Below are 14,621 nucleotides of genomic sequence, written 5' to 3'. Positions count from 1 at the left end.
GTAATGACCCAGCCAACCGCAGGTGAAGCGTCGCATGAAGGTCCGAAGGCAGCATCCGCGCCGGTCATCGCGCAGCACGCGGCGACGCTGAAGGCGCTGCCGTTTGCCGACACCAGGGATTTCGACGACGCCGCGCGGGGCTTTCTCGGCACCATCGAGAACGCACGCGTCACCTCGGCCCAGGGCAGGGTGGTCTGGAGTCTCGAGCCTTACGGATTCCTGTCAGAGGAGAAAGCGCCCGCGACCGTCGATCCGAGCCTGTGGCGGCAGTCGCGGCTCAACATGCATCACGGCCTGTTCGAGGTGGTGCCGGGTGTCTACCAGGTGCGCGGCCTCGACATCGCCAACATGACGCTCATCGAGGGTGACACGGGCGTCATCGTGGTCGACACGCTGACCTCGATCGAGGGCGCGCGCGCCGCGATGGAGCTGTACTTCCAGCATCGCGGCAAGCGGCCGGTTGCCGCCGTGATCTTCACGCATACACACACCGACCACTGGGGCGGCGCGCGCGGCGTGCTCGACGACGCCATGCTGGCGGCGGACGTACCGATCATCGCGCCGAACTTTTTCATGGAGCACGCGGTCTCCGAGAACATCATCGCTGGGCCGGCGATGCTGCGCCGTGCGCAATACCAGTTCGGGCCGTTCCTCGCCAAGGGCGTGCGCGGGCATGTCGATTGCGGTCTCGGCAAGACCATGGCGGCAGGCGGCGTGGCGCTGCTGCGGCCGACCGATTTGATCATCGCCACCGGCGACAAGCGCGTGATCGACGGCGTCGGGTTCGAATTCCAGATGGCGCCGAACAGCGAAGCGCCGGCGGAGATGCATTTCTTCATCTCGCGCTACAAGCTGTTGAACCTCGCCGAAAATTGCACCCACAACTTCCACAATCTGCTGCCGTTCCGCGGCGCCGATGTACGCGATGCGCTGGCCTGGTCGAAATATCTCGGCGAGGCGCTGCAAATGTGGGGCGGTATGGCCGAAGCGATGTGCGGCCAGCACCACTGGCCGGTGTGGGGGCGGGAGCGGATCGACGCCATGATCCGCGAGCAGCGCGACCTCTACAAATACGCCCATGATCAGACCATCCGGCTGATGAACCACGGCCTCAACGCGGCCGAGATCGCCGAGACGATCCGCCTGCCGCAGAGTCTGGAGGGCGCCTGGCACGGCCGCGGCTACTACGGCCACATCAGGCACAATGTGAAGGCGATCTACCAGAAATATCTCGGCTGGTACGACGCCAATCCGGTCAACCTCGATCCGCTACCGCCGGTCGAGGCCGGCAAGAAATATGTCGAGTATATGGGCGGCGCCGACGCGATCCTGAAACGCGCCGCGGCGGATTTTGCCAACGGCGAATTCCGCTTCGTGGCGCAGGCCGTCAGCCATCTCGTGTTCGCCGAGCCTGATAATCAGGCCGCGCGTTCGCTCCTCGCCGACACGTTCGAGCAGCTCGGCTATGCCGCGGAAAGCTCGACCTGGCGCAACGCCTATCTGTTCGGCGCGCAGGAACTGCGGCAGGGCATGCCGAAGGTACCGCCGAGGTCGCCGATGCCGCGCGAGACGCTGGCTGCGCTGCGCACCGAGCAGCTCTGGGACGTGCTCGGCATCCGCCTCAACGGCCCCAAGGCCGAGGGCAAGCGCATCGTGCTGAACTGGAGCTTCACCGATACCGGCGAGACCTTCGTGCTCAATCTCGAGAATTCAGCCCTGACCTACGTTAGGGGTGCGCAGGCGGCCGATGCGCAGGCGAGCTTCACGCTGGCGCGCAGCGTGCTGGACGAGGTCATCGCCAAGCGGACCACGTTTCCGGACGCCGTCGGTGCCGGAAGGATCAAGGCATCAGGCGAGCCACAGCGGCTCGGTGAATTGATGGCACTGATGGACGAATTCCCGCGGATGTTCGAGATCGTCGAGCCGAAGCGGGCGGCGGTGACGTAGAGCCGCACATACAGAACAACGACCGTCACCCTGAGGAGCCGCGCAGCGGCGTCTCGAAGGGCGACAGCCCGGCTGGTGGCCGTGCATCCTTCGAGGCTCGCTGCGCTCGCACCTCAGGATGACGGGATGACTGCAAGCGGGCAAGGCGTCATTGCGAGGAGCGGAGCGACGAAGCAATCCACCTCTCCACAAGCGGAGGTATGGATTGCTTCGCTTCGCTCGCAATGACAGGGAATTGCCGCCCGCTATCTCAAATCCCGAGATACGCCGCCTGTACCTGCTTGTTGCCCGCGAGCTCGGCGCTGGTGCCCTGCATGATCACGTTGCCGCTTTCCAGCACATAGGCGCGCTGCACCAGCGACAGCGCGCGGCTGACATTCTGCTCGACCAAGAGGATCGCGGTGCCCATTTTGTGGATCTCGCCGATCTTCTCGAAGGTCACGTCGGTCATGACGGGCGCGAGGCCGAGCGAGGGCTCGTCCAGCATCAGAAGGCGGGGCTTCAGCATCAGCCCGCGGCCGACCGCGACCATCTGCTGCTCGCCGCCGCTCATGGTGCCGGCGAGCTGTTTCCTGCGGTCGGCGAGCCGCGGGAAGATGCTGTAGACGAGCTCCATCGTGCGCGCGCGATCCGCCTTGGCCTTCGGCGTGTAGGCGCCGATCTCGAGATTCTCCTGCACCGTCATTTCCGGGAACACCTGGCGGCCTTCCGGCACATGCGCGATGCCGAGCTCGGGGATCCGGTAGGGCGGCAGCGTGGCGAGGTCGACGCCGTCGAACGTGACCTTGCCGCCGAACAGCTTGACGAGGCCGGAGACGGCGCGCAGCGTCGTGCTCTTGCCGGCACCGTTGGCACCTAACAGGCCGACGGCTTCGCCCTCGCCAATGGAGATGCTGACATCGGTGATGGCAGGGACCGAGCCGTAGCTGGCGCTGACGCGCGAGAGCTCAAGCATGGGCGTCTCCCTGCGCCGGCGGATGCACATAGGAGCCGAGATAGGCGCGGATCACTTCCGGATTCTCCACGATCTCCTTCGGCGCGCCCTCGGCGATCTTCTGGCCGTGGTCGAGCACCACGATGTGGCGAGCCACCGCCATGATCGCGCGCATCACATGCTCGACGATCACGATGGTGAGGCCGCTGGCGGAGAGCTTCTTCACCAGCGCCACCGCCTGGTCGATCTCGGCCGGGTTGAGTCCGGCCATCACCTCGTCGAGCAGCAGGATCTTTGGCTGCGTTGCCAGCGCGCGGGCCATTTCCAGCCGGCGCTGGTCGATGGTGGTGAGGTCCTTGGCCGGGGTCTGCTCTTTGGCGGAGAGGCCGACGAACTCGATCGCCTCGAGCGCCTTGTTGCGCGCGGCCGCGATATGCCGGTCGCGCAGGAACGCGCCGGTCATCACATTGGCGAGCACGGTCATCGCGCCGAACGGCTTTGCCACCTGGAAGGTGCGGGCAAGGCCCAGCGCGCAGACATCATGCGGCTTGAGCCCCACGATCTCATGACCGAAGGCGAGCACCGAGCCGGAATCCGGCCGATGAAATCCCGTGATCAAATGAAAGCTCGTGGTCTTGCCGGCGCCGTTCGGCCCGATCAGCGCGACCGTCTCGTTCTCCTGCACCGTGAAGCTGACGTCCTGCACGGCGCGCAGGCCGCCAAAGCGCTTGCTGAGACCCTTGATGACCAGTGCTTCTGCCATCGCGACGACCTCAGGCGCGCGCCGGCTTGCGCCGGGCGGTGCGGTGATAGATGTCGGTCGCGAACCCGATCAGTCCGGTCGGCCGCCACAGGATGACAGCCATTAGGATCAGGCTGTAGACCGTGAGCTGGATGCCGCCGACCGAGCTGCCGAGCCAGCTTTGCAGCAGCGCCGAGGTGGTCTCAAGCAGCACGGTGCCGATCACCGGTCCCCACAGCGTGCCGATGCCGCCGACGATCGACACCAGCGCCGCCTCGATCGAGACGTTGAAGCTGAACGCGGTCGCGGGATCGATGAAGTAGATGTATTGCGTGTAGAAGGTGCCGGCGAGCGCGGTCAGGAACGCGCTGATCATGTAGATGTCGCGCTTGACCTTCGGCGCGTTGACGCCGACCGCCTCGGCGGCGTCCTCATCCTCGCCGATCGCGACGAGATAGTAGCCGATCCAGGATTTCTCGATTCTGTGGGTGATCCACAGCCCGACCACGAGCAGGCCGAGCACGACGTAATAGTACGACGACTTTTCCTCGAACTGCATCATCAACGGCGCACTGCCGAGGTTCGGGATCGTGGTGCCTTCGGCGCCCCAGGCGAAGTCGCGGAACTTGAGGAAGATCAGCATCAGCACCTGGGCGGTCGCAATGGTGGCGATGGTGAAATAGGGGCCGCGCAGACGGAAGCAGAGCCAGCCGATCGGCAGGCTTGCGAGCATCGCGACCACGCCGCCCGCGATCATCCCGATCCAGGGCGAGATGCCGTAGTTCACCTGCATGATGGTGGAGGTGTAGGCGCCGAGCCCGAAATAGGCGGCGTGGCCGAGCGACAGCTGCTTGGCGTAGCCGCCCATCAGGTTCCAGGCGACGCCGATGAAGGAGAACAGCAGGATGCGGATGAAGATGTCGATCGCGAACGAGGAGGTGACGAGCTGGGGCAAGGCGAGCATGACGACGGCCCCGATCGCGAGCCACAGCCATTTCATGTTGCTGGACGTCTGCATCACCGGCCCCTCCTGGCGCCGAGCCCGCTCGGCCTGAAGGCAAGCGTCAGCAGCAGCAGCGCAAACACCACGATCAGGCCGGAATCGGCGCCGACGAACTGGATGCCGAGCGATTCCGCGACGCCCATCATCAGGCTTGCGATCAGCGCGCCCATCACATTGCCGAGCGTGCCCATCACCACGGCGACGAACGCCATCAGCACAAACACCTGGCCGACAAACGGATAGGCTGAATAGAACGGCATCAGCAGCGAGCCGGCGGCGCCCGCGAGCGCCAGCGCGGTGCCGAACGCGACCGCGAACACGCGGTTGGGATTGATCCCCATCAGCATCGCGACGTCGCGGTTCTGCGACGCGGCGCGCATGGCGCGGCCGAGATCGGTGGTGTGCAGGAATACCCACAGCAGCCCGCTCAGCGCCATCGCGACCGCGAAGGCGATCAGTTTCGCCACCGGGATGTACAGCCCGCCGATATGCCACGCCGCATCCGAATAGGACGTGTGGACGGTGCGGTAGTTGGCGCTGAACAACATCAGCGAGAGATTGAGCAGCAACAGCGACAGCGCGAAGGTCAGGAAGATCTGCGGCATGTCGTTCGGCCCCAGCACCCTGCGGATCAGGAAATGCTGGATCAGGACGCCGGCGAGGAACAGCACCGGCATCGAGACCACGAGCGAGACCAGCGGATCGATGCCGAACTGGGTGGCGAGGAAGAACGAGATATACATCCCGATCATCACGAACTCGCCCTGGGCGAAGTTGACGATCTTGACCACGCCGAAGATCAGCGTGACGCCGATGCTGACAAGCGCGTAGATGCCGCCGATGAGCAGGCCGTTGATCACGGCCTGGGCTAGTGTCTCCCACATGCGATGCGACCGCGGTTCAGGTCTTCATCAGCGGGGCGCGGGCGTCTTCTTTCGGGAAGACGCTGACGAGATCGGTGTTTTGCCACTGCACGCCGACCGGGCGGCCGTAAACGTTCTTGCCGTCCGGCCCGAACTTCACCTTGCCGCCCGGCGCCATCGCAGCGAAGCCCGAGGAAACATCGAGCGTCGAGAGCGCCTCGCGCACCTTCTTGGGATCGGCGGAGGCGGCGCGCTCCAGCGCGTCGGCCAGCATGAAGGTCTGCGCGACCAGGCCGCCGGCATATTCGAACGCGAACTCGCCGGTGCGCTTCTTGAATTCGACATTCACCTTCTGCGCGTCGTCGCTGACGTCGTGGTTCCAGTGCGCAACGCCCTGCAGGCCCTCGGCGGCATTGCCGACATTCTTGTAGAAGTCCGGCATCACGAAGCCGCCGGAGCCGCCGTTGATCGCAATGTTGAGCCCGACCTGCTTCACGGTGCGCACGATCAGGATGAGGTCGTTGAGATAGGACAGTGAGAACAGCGTGTTGGCGCCGGAGGCCTTGACCTTGTTGATCAGCGGGCTCGCGTCGGTGAAGCCGGCCGAGTAGGGCTCGAACATCACGATCTCGACGCCTTCGCCCGGCGCCAGCTCCTTCAGCCCGTTCGATGTCGAGGTGCCGAACGCGGTGTTCTCGAAAATGACGGCGACCTTGGCCTGCTTACTGACCAGCTTGGCCATCTGCAGCTGGGCCTTGGCAAACTGCGAGGCGCGTGCGAACGGCGTGAAGGTGTAGGTGCGCCCCTTGTTGAGCTGGTCGGAGCTCGATCCGGTGATGATCGGGACCTTCGCCCGTTCACAGACTTCGCTCGCGATCAAGGTCAGCGCGCTGGCATAGCAGCCATGGATCGCCGACAGCTTGTTGCCCGTGATCAGGCGGTCGGTTTCGGTGCGCGTCACCGTGGTGTCGCTCTGCACGTCCGAGACGATGAGGTTGAGCTTGGCGCCGCCGAGCGACTTGATGCCGCCGGCCTCGTTGACCATGTCGACCGCGAGCTTGGCCGCAGCCACGCAGCCGACGCCGATCTGCGCCATGCTGCCGGTGGTCGGATAGAGCGCGCCGATGTTGATCGGATCGGCCGCCCAGCCGCGCAGCGGAACGGCGCCGAACGCGCCTGCCGCCAGCACGCCGCCGGTCTTGGCGAGGAACTTGCGGCGGTTCAGCTTGTTTTGTGAGGCTTTGGTCGGTGCGGCATTATTAATGGCCGACGGCTTGCGGTCCCCTGTCATGGCGTTCCCCCCTGCGCGATCACGGCACGGTTGCTCCGTCCGCTCGCTTATTATTTTTTGCTCAAGCGCGGCGCATAAGAGCACGTAATTCGGCATTCGCAAAGGCGATATCAGCCGAACTGATGGGGAAACCTGTCATCGCTGGTGCGTCGCAGCAATCGTGCGACGCGGGCATGCGTAGTGTTTTGCTGCGTGAGAGTTGCCGCCGCGCACGACGGTATTATTGACAATCGAACGACCCGACGGACCGGCACGGATGGTGCCGGCCGGCCCGCCGGATCATTCGATCGGCCGCTGCAACTGCTACTCTGCGCTGGCCACCAGCTTGAAGCGCGGCTCGGCTTCCATCAGGCCGCGGAAGGCGGCGAGATAGTCGAGCGCCATGCGCCGCGCGGTGAAGCGGGTCTCGAACTGCTTGCGGATCGCGTCGCGATTGAGCGTTCCTAGGCGGCCGACGGAGGAGATCGCACTGATCTCGTCCTCGACGATGAAGCCGGTCAGGCCATCCTCGATGATCTCCGGCACCGAGCCGCGGTTATAGGCGATGACGGGCGTGCCGCAGGCCATCGCTTCGATCATCACGAGGCCGAACGGCTCCGGCCAGTCGATCGGAACCAGGAGCCCGATCGCGCCGCTGAGAAAATCCGGCTTCTCGCGGTCGCTGATTTCGCCGATGAACTCGACCAACGGGTTGCTGGTGATCAGCGGCTTGATCAACTCATCGTAATATTCCTGGTCGGCACGATCGACCTTAGCCGCGATCCTCAGCGGAATGCCGCAGCGGGTTGCGATCTTGATCGCGCGATCGACGCCTTTCTCCGGCGCGATGCGCCCGAGTACCGCGAGATAGGACGGCTTCGCCGGTTGCGGCGTCAGCAGATTCTCCGGTAGGCCGTGATGGATGGTGCGCACCCAATGCGCCTGCGGCACCGGCCGCCGCTGCGCGTTGGAGATCGAGATCACCGGAATCTTCGAGAAGGTGTTGAAGACCGGCTGATGTTCCGGCAGGTCGAGCCGTCCGTGCAAGGTGGTGACGAACGGCGTCGGCTGCCGCGCGAACAGCGACCACGGATAATAGTCGAGATGGCAGTGCAGGAAGTCGAACTCCTCGTCGTCGGCCTTCTGCCGCACGCGTTCCAGCATCACCATGTGGAGCGCATTGGGATCGCGGACCGAGCCGTCGAGCCGCAGTGCCTTCGGCCAGGTCGCATCGAGCTTCGCGGAGGTTTGAGAATCGCCACTGGCGAACAACGTCACGTCATGTCCAAGTGTTACAAGTTCTTCGGTCAGCCAGTGCACGACCCGTTCGGTGCCGCCGTAGAGCTTGGGGGGAACAGCCTCCGTCAGCGGGGCAACCTGCGCGATGCGCATCTCTCCGTCTCCTGTTTGTAATGTGGAATGAACTACCCTCAGCCCTCAGATGGCACCGACATGCCAAAGACGGGAACGTTCTCGCACGTGCGAGGTTCCTTAGATGTGGGAGATCTGCCGCTTCTTTCTTCCATCACACTGTGGTCTTGCTGATGCCATCACGCTCCAACACGGTTTTGCCTATGCCAGCGTTGCAAAATTGTTGCGCAGTGATGGCTGCATCAAGGAATCCCACCGCCGCCCTTCACGTCATCGTGCGCGAGAGCTTCGACTAGAATTTTCTCGTTCACCTTCAACAGCTTTGCAGGACGTCATGGACCATCTGTCAGGATACGCGCATCGTCCGTTTCCCTTTGTGTTGCGCTATCTGCGCCGGCGTCTGCCGTCGCATGTTGTGATTTTGTCAGCCGTTGTTGCGGCGGTTGCCTGCTCGGTAGGCACGCAATACGGCGTGAAGAATCTGGTCGATGCGCTGTCGGCAGGGCCGTCGGCCGCGAACGGCGTATGGCTGGCATTCGCTCTGCTCATGTCACTGATTGCAGCCGACAACTTCCTGTGGCGGATCGCGAGCTGGACCGCGAGCTACACCTTTGTCAGCGTCACCGGCGATCTTCGCCGCGACATGTTCCGCCATCTCACCGGCCACGCGCCGAGCTATTTCACGGACCGGCTGCCGGGCATGCTGACCAGCCGGATCACGGCGACCTCGAACGCGGTGTTCACCGTCGAGAATATGTTCGTATGGAACGTGTTGCCGCCCTGCATCGCGACCTTCGCGGCGATCGCCTTGGTTGGAACAGTCAGCGTGACAATGTCAGCAGTGCTGATCCTGATCGCCGGAACCATGGTGGTGGCCATGTTCCGCATCGCCGCCGCCGGCCGGCCGCTGCATGACGATTTCGCCAACAGGGCGGCCGCCGTGGACGGCGAAATGGTCGACGTCATCAACAACCTGCCGCTGGTACGCGCGTTCTGCGGCCTCGGCTATGAGCACGAACGCTTCGATGCGACCGTCAATCGGGAACTCGTCGCGCGTGGCCGTTCCCTGCGCTACCTCGAGAAGCTTCGTCTCATTCACGCCGGCGTGACCGTCATCCTGACCATCGCGATGCTGGCCTGGGCGCTCAGTCTCTGGCAGCAGGGCGCGGCGACCACCGGCGATGTCGTGCTGGTCTGCACGCTCGGCATCTCGATCCTCAGCGCCACCCGCGATCTCGCGGTCGCGCTGGTCGACGTCACCCAGCATGTCGCGCGGCTGACTGAGGCGCTGGCGACGCTGCTGCAGCCGCACGAGCTGAAGGACCATCCGGAGGCCGAGGCGCTGGTGAAGAGCGGCGCGGCAATCGCCTTCAACAATGTCTCGTTCCGCTATCCCGGCGGCCTGCAGGTGTTCGAGCGCTTCAGCCTGCGCATCCAGCCCGGCCAGCGGGTCGGCCTGGTCGGCCACTCCGGCGGAGGCAAGTCAACACTGTTTACCCTTCTGCAGCGCTTCTACGACGTCGAGCAGGGCAACATCACCGTCGACGGCCAGGACATCTCGCGCGTCACGCAGCAAAGCCTGCGCGCCGCAATCTCGGTGGTGCCGCAGGATATCTCGCTGTTCCACCGTTCGATCCTGGAGAACATCCGCTACGGCCGGCCGGACGCCACCGACGACGAGGTGCTGCGGGCGGCGATCGCGGCGCGCTGCGACTTCATCGAAACTTTGCCCGAGGGCATGAACACCATCGTCGGCGATCGCGGCGTCAAGGTCTCCGGCGGCCAGCGCCAGCGCATCGCGATCGCGCGCGCCTTCCTGAAGGATGCGCCGATCCTGCTGCTCGACGAGGCCACCGCGGCGCTCGATGCCGATTCCGAGGAGGCGATCCGCGAAGCGTTGTCGCGGCTGATGCGCGGGCGTACCGTGGTCGCGATCGCGCACCGCCTCGCGACGCTGCGCAGCTTCGACCGCGTGCTTGTGCTGCAGGGCGGCCGGATCGTCGAGGACGGTCCGCCCGATATCCTCGTGAAGGGAAGGGGCCCCTACCGCGACCTGGTCGCGCGCGAGATGGGCCGCCTTTCCACCAGCGCGGCCTGACCCCGCGTCGTCAAGTGCGTTTGTGCGTTCCGGTGCGTTCGTTCGAACCAGGATACGGGCCAAGCAAAGTCGCCAGAGGTTCAGATGGCAGCTGACGTCGTTACGCAGATCATCACCGCTCGCATCACGGAGCACGTCGCCGAATCGCCGTTCTACATTCCGATGACCGGGCCCGCGGCGCGGCCGCGGCGCTCGCTCAAGCATGACGACACCTTCATCGTGCTCGACAGCCATGGCGACATCGGCGCCTCGGCCGGCGGGCCGGACGGCCTGTTCAACGCCGACACCCGCTACCTGGCGCGGCTGGAAATGGTGCTGGAGGACGTGCAGCCGCTCCTGCTCGGCTCCAACATGCGCGACGACAATTCGGCGCTGACGGTCGACCTTACCAATTCCGACGTCTATCGCGACGACCGCCTCACGCTGCCGAAGGACACGCTGCACATCGTGCGCTCGATCTTCCTGTGGCGCGGCACGGCCTATCAGCGCATCGGCCTGCAGAATCACGGCGACCATGCCGCGAGCTTCGATCTCACGCTGCTGTTCGACAATGACTTTGCCGATCTGTTCGAGGTGCGCGGCGAGCGCCGGCCGCGGCGTGGCATCGGCTCGAGCAAGCTGCTCGGCCCGACCGACGTGGTGCTGGAATATTGCGGCCTCGACGAGCAGACGCGGATCACCGCGCTGCATTTCGATCCGCGGCCGACGCGGCTGTCGGTCAACGCGGCGACCTATCATTTCGATCTCGAGCCCGGGCAAGTCACGTCGCTGTTCGTCGCGGTCTCCTGCAACAAGCCGATCATGCAGAAGCCGGTGCCGTTCTTCCGCGGCCTGCTGGCGCATCGCCGCGAGATGCGGACGTCGTCGGCCGGCGCAGCCAGCATCGAGACCTCGAACAACATCTTCAACGAGGTGCTGTGCCAGGCGATGGCCGACCTCAACATGCTGATGACCGAGACGCCGCAGGGCCGTTACCCCTATGCCGGCATTCCCTGGTATTCGACGACGTTCGGCCGCGACGGGCTGATCACCGCGTTGCAGATGCTGTGGGTCGATCCGCGGATCGCCAAGGGCGTGCTGAAGCGGCTCGCGCTGTTCCAGGCCAAGGCGGTCGATCCGCTGGCCGATGCCGCGCCAGGCAAGATCCTGCACGAGATGCGCGGCGGCGAGATGGCCGCGCTTCGTGAGGTGCCGTTCGCGCATTATTATGGCAGCGTCGATTCGACTCCGCTGTTCGTGCTGCTCGCCGGGCTCTATCTGGAGCGCACCGGCGATTTGGAGACGCTGCGCGAGCTGTGGCCGGCGGTCGAGGCCGGCTTGCAATGGATCGACGGCCCGGGCGATCCCGACCGTGACGGCTTTGTCGAATATCAGCGCGCCACCGAGGAGGGGCTGCGCAATCAAGGCTGGAAGGATTCGTTCGACGCCATCTTCCACGCAGACGGTACGCTTGCCGAGGGCAATATCGCGCTGGCGGAAGTGCAGGGCTACGTGTTTGCCGGCAAGCAGCTTGCCGCGCGCGCGGCGCGCAAACTCGGCTTTGCCGACAAGGCTGCGAAGCTGGAAGCCGAGGCCGAGCGGCTGCGCGAGCGGTTCGAGGAAGCATTCTGGTGCGAGGAGATCGGCACCTATGCGGTCGCGCTCGACGGCGCCAAGCAGCCGTGCAAGGTGCGCACCTCGAATGCCGGCCAGACATTGTTTTCCGGCATGGTGCGGGAAGACCGCGCGCGACGGGTCGCCGCCGACCTGATGAGTCAGAAGTTCTTTTCGGGCTGGGGCATCCGCACCGTCGCCGCGGGCGAAGTGCGCTACAACCCGATGTCCTATCACGACGGCTCGATCTGGCCGCATGACAATGCGCTGATCGCGCTCGGATTTGCCCGCTACGGCCTCAAGCATTCGGTCGCGCATCTGTTCAAGGGCCTGTTCGACGCCGCGAGCTATATGGAACTGCGGCGACTGCCGGAGCTGTTCTGCGGCTTCCGCCGCGAGCGCCGGCGCGGCCCGGTGCTCTATCCCGTGGCCTGTGCACCGCAGGCCTGGGCGAGCGCGACGCCGTTCACGCTGCTAGAGGCTGCGCTTGGCCTCGAGTTCGACACCGCGCGCGGCGAGATTCGTTTGCGCGATCCGCGGCTGCCGGAGTTCCTCAACGACGTGGTGCTGCGCGACCTCAGGCTCGGCGCTTCCAGTGTCGATCTGAGGCTGCGCCGCCATGACGACGAGGTGTCGCTGGAAGTGTTGCGCACACGCGGCCAGATCCAGGTGTCGATCGTACTGACGCATTGAGCGTCGTCGCGCGGCATGCGTGCGCCGGAAATCGCGGGGAGAGTAAGATGCGTCCGAGGATTACGATGATGCTGGTCGCAGCGGCGCTGCTGACATGCGCGGGTGCCCGCGCCGCCGACGACGAAGCGCCGGCGCCTGCACCATCGCCGCCGGCCGTGCAGGCGCCGCCAGCAACGCCAGCAACTCCTGCGCCGCCGGCAGCCCAGGCGCCGCCAGCAGCCTCTGCGACGCCGAAGGAGCAGGCGAAGGAGCCCTCAAAGGAATCGTCCAAGGAACCGTCCAAGGAACCGTCGCCGCCGCCGTCGGTGACCGTGATCGGCGCGCGCGATGCGCACGGCATTCTCGGGCGCGACGTTCGCAGTTCCGCCAATGAGAACATGGGCCGTATCGTCGACGTCATTGTCGACCGCGACGGCAAGGTCCGCGCCGCAGTGATCGATTTCGGCGGCTTCCTCGGCGTCGGCAGCCGCAAGATCGTGGTCGATTGGAACGCGCTGCGTTTCGCCGGTGTTTCCAGCAAGAGCGACAGCATCACGCTGGACCTCAACAAGCAGCAGGTGAGCGCTGCGCCCGAGTACAAGGAAGATACGCCGCTGATCGTGCTGGGTGCGGCGGGGAGCCTGCATCCATGGGATTACGAACATTAGGGGGGTAGAGCTGGTCGCGCGTCCGAACTCTTCTTTAGAGACGGTTGGCGACGATCGTGGCGAGCGATCAGCCGGCAGCACCAACGTTGTGTCAATTGCTCCCGATCAGCCCACTCCGGAGGAACCGCGCGGGCCGTCGCGGGAAAGCCAGCGCGGGCTCGACTGGTTCATCTTCTTCCTGGCCGACGTGCAGACCGGCTTCGGCCCGTTCGTCGCGGTCTATCTGACGACGCAGAAATGGACCCAGGTCGAGATCGGCTTCGTGCTCTCGATCGGCGGCATTATCGGACTCTTGGGCCAGATGCCCGGCGGAGCGATCGTCGATGCGGCGCGCTCCGAGCGGGTCGTTGCGGGCTGTGCGGTGGCCGCGATCGGCGCCAGCGCGCTGGCCTACGCGCTCTGGCCGATCTTTCCCGTGGTGACGCTCGCCGCGACGCTGCACGCGCTCGCGAGCTGCGTGCTCGGTCCGGCGATCGCCGCGATCAGCCTCGGCCTGGTCGGGCCGCTTGCGATCGGCGAGCGGCTCGGCCGCAATGCGCGCTTCGCCTCGCTCGGCAGCGGCTCGGCCGCAGCACTGATGGGCGCCTGCGGCTATCTGCTGTCGAGCCGCTCGGTGTTCCTCGTCACCTTCATCCTGGCGATCCCGACGCTGTTGTCGCTGGCCCGGATCCGCGAGCGCGAGATCGACATCGCGCAGGCCCATGGCGAGGTGAAACGGGAAGTCCCCGACAAGCGCGCCACCAGCGTCGCCGGCCTGGTGCGGCAGCGGCCGCTCTTGATCTTCGCCGGCGCGATGATGCTGTTCCAGCTCGCCAATGCCGCGATGCTGCCCCTGATGGCGGGCGTGGTGACGACCCGGTCGAGCCAATGGGCGCCGGTTCTGATCGCGGCCTGCATCATTGTGCCGCAGGCGATCGTCGCGCTGTCCTCGCCGTCGGTCGGCCGCAAGGCCCAGGCCTGGGGGCGGCGGCCGCTGCTGTTGATCGCATTCGCCGCGCTGGCGATCCGCGGCCTGTTGTTCGCGACGGTGCGTGACCCCTATGTGCTGGTCATGGTGCAGATTTTCGACGGCATCACCGCGGCGATCTTCAGCGTAATGGTGCCGCTGATCGTGGCCGACATCGCCTTCGGCAGCGGCCATTTCAACCTGGCGCAGGGCATTGTCGGCACCGCAGTCGGCATTGGCGCGTCGCTCAGCACGGTGCTGGCCGGCTATGTCAGCGACAAGCTCGGCAGCAGCACCGCCTTCATGGGGCTGGCCGGGATCGCCGCATTCGGGCTGTTCGTGATCTGGCTGGTGATGCCGGAGACGCGGCGGACGGCATGATGGCAGGGCGCAACCGCGGCACCATTGGCTGCCACCGACCAGACCCGGGATGCGGCTACCGGCCGGTTTTGCTGCGCGGCACCCTTTCTCCTGCATGTGCCGTCATATATGAGTGAATACATAAGTGATTTGC

At 65.3% G+C, this 14,621-nt stretch carries 11 protein-coding genes; 5 read left to right on the top strand and 6 right to left on the bottom strand.

Translation table 11 applies throughout. The annotated features are described in order from the left end of the window. Positions 1–3 precede the first annotated feature (3 nt). Positions 4–1,947 carry an alkyl/aryl-sulfatase gene (locus J2R78_RS03620; RefSeq protein ID WP_253609723.1) on the top strand — a complete coding sequence of 648 codons (1,944 nt, stop codon included), beginning with the start codon at positions 4–6 and terminating at the stop codon, positions 1,945–1,947. Positions 1,948–2,197: 250 nt separating this feature from the next. Here J2R78_RS03620 and J2R78_RS03615 read toward each other — a convergent pair whose 3' ends face one another. The 6 genes from J2R78_RS03615 to J2R78_RS03590 form a co-directional block, all read right to left on the bottom strand. After that, the gene (locus J2R78_RS03615; RefSeq protein ID WP_253609722.1) at positions 2,198–2,902 is read right to left on the bottom strand and encodes an ABC transporter ATP-binding protein; all 705 of its coding nucleotides are present in this window, start codon (positions 2,900–2,902) and stop codon (positions 2,198–2,200) included. Then, positions 2,895–3,644 carry an ABC transporter ATP-binding protein gene (locus J2R78_RS03610; protein WP_253609721.1) on the bottom strand — a complete coding sequence of 250 codons (750 nt, stop codon included), beginning with the start codon at positions 3,642–3,644 and terminating at the stop codon, positions 2,895–2,897. Before J2R78_RS03610 ends, J2R78_RS03615 begins: the two co-directional genes overlap by 8 nt. A gap of 10 nt (positions 3,645–3,654) precedes the next feature. Further along, complete coding sequence (locus tag J2R78_RS03605) at positions 3,655–4,641, bottom strand: branched-chain amino acid ABC transporter permease (RefSeq protein ID WP_057017537.1); 987 nt, start codon at positions 4,639–4,641, stop codon at positions 3,655–3,657. Then, positions 4,641–5,510, bottom strand: coding sequence for a branched-chain amino acid ABC transporter permease (locus J2R78_RS03600; RefSeq protein ID WP_028334343.1), 870 nt, complete (start codon positions 5,508–5,510; stop codon positions 4,641–4,643). Before J2R78_RS03600 ends, J2R78_RS03605 begins: the two co-directional genes overlap by 1 nt. A gap of 16 nt (positions 5,511–5,526) precedes the next feature. After that, a complete protein-coding gene (locus J2R78_RS03595; RefSeq protein ID WP_253609720.1) occupies positions 5,527–6,780 on the bottom strand; it encodes an ABC transporter substrate-binding protein in 1,254 nt (417 codons plus the stop codon). A 303-nt stretch (positions 6,781–7,083) separates the two neighbouring features. Next, positions 7,084–8,151, bottom strand: a complete 1,068-nt coding sequence (locus J2R78_RS03590) for a glycosyltransferase family 4 protein (protein ID WP_057017535.1) — start codon at positions 8,149–8,151, stop codon at positions 7,084–7,086. A 313-nt stretch (positions 8,152–8,464) separates the two neighbouring features. Here J2R78_RS03590 and J2R78_RS03585 point away from each other — a divergent pair, with 313 nt between their 5' ends. The 4 genes from J2R78_RS03585 (at position 8,465) to J2R78_RS03570 (ending at position 14,488) form a co-directional block, all read left to right on the top strand. Continuing rightward, entirely contained in the window at positions 8,465–10,228 is a 1,764-nt protein-coding gene (locus J2R78_RS03585) for an ABC transporter ATP-binding protein (protein WP_076827043.1), read from the top strand. Between the two features lie 84 nt (positions 10,229–10,312). Beyond that, positions 10,313–12,514, top strand: a complete 2,202-nt coding sequence (locus tag J2R78_RS03580) for an amylo-alpha-1,6-glucosidase (RefSeq protein WP_253609719.1) — start codon at positions 10,313–10,315, stop codon at positions 12,512–12,514. A 47-nt stretch (positions 12,515–12,561) separates the two neighbouring features. Then, the gene (locus J2R78_RS03575; protein WP_253609718.1) at positions 12,562–13,161 is read left to right on the top strand and encodes a PRC-barrel domain-containing protein; all 600 of its coding nucleotides are present in this window, start codon (positions 12,562–12,564) and stop codon (positions 13,159–13,161) included. A gap of 88 nt (positions 13,162–13,249) precedes the next feature. Beyond that, entirely contained in the window at positions 13,250–14,488 is a 1,239-nt protein-coding gene (locus J2R78_RS03570) for an MFS transporter (RefSeq protein ID WP_253609717.1), read from the top strand. Positions 14,489–14,621 lie beyond the last annotated feature (133 nt).

Origin of the sequence: Bradyrhizobium sp. USDA 4538 (genome assembly GCF_024171045.1) — a bacterium.
Classification (GTDB): domain Bacteria; phylum Pseudomonadota; class Alphaproteobacteria; order Rhizobiales; family Xanthobacteraceae; genus Bradyrhizobium; species Bradyrhizobium australafricanum.
The sequence above is the reverse complement of the archived record's forward strand: the minus strand, read 5'-3'. Positions and strand labels throughout refer to the sequence as shown.

Bases quoted from the DNA above. Each gene is read 5' to 3' on its own strand.
- J2R78_RS03620 (WP_253609723.1), top strand. From the start codon at position 4: ATGACCCAGCCAACCGCAGGTGAAGCGTCGCATGAAGGTCCGAAGGCA.
- J2R78_RS03615 (WP_253609722.1), bottom strand. From the start codon at position 2,902: ATGCTTGAGCTCTCGCGCGTCAGCGCCAGCTACGGCTCGGTCCCTGCC.
- J2R78_RS03610 (WP_253609721.1), bottom strand. From the start codon at position 3,644: ATGGCAGAAGCACTGGTCATCAAGGGTCTCAGCAAGCGCTTTGGCGGC.
- J2R78_RS03605 (WP_057017537.1), bottom strand. From the start codon at position 4,641: ATGCAGACGTCCAGCAACATGAAATGGCTGTGGCTCGCGATCGGGGCC.
- J2R78_RS03600 (WP_028334343.1), bottom strand. From the start codon at position 5,510: ATGTGGGAGACACTAGCCCAGGCCGTGATCAACGGCCTGCTCATCGGC.
- J2R78_RS03595 (WP_253609720.1), bottom strand. From the start codon at position 6,780: ATGACAGGGGACCGCAAGCCGTCGGCCATTAATAATGCCGCACCGACC.
- J2R78_RS03590 (WP_057017535.1), bottom strand. From the start codon at position 8,151: ATGCGCATCGCGCAGGTTGCCCCGCTGACGGAGGCTGTTCCCCCCAAG.
- J2R78_RS03585 (WP_076827043.1), top strand. From the start codon at position 8,465: ATGGACCATCTGTCAGGATACGCGCATCGTCCGTTTCCCTTTGTGTTG.
- J2R78_RS03580 (WP_253609719.1), top strand. From the start codon at position 10,313: ATGGCAGCTGACGTCGTTACGCAGATCATCACCGCTCGCATCACGGAG.
- J2R78_RS03575 (WP_253609718.1), top strand. From the start codon at position 12,562: ATGCGTCCGAGGATTACGATGATGCTGGTCGCAGCGGCGCTGCTGACA.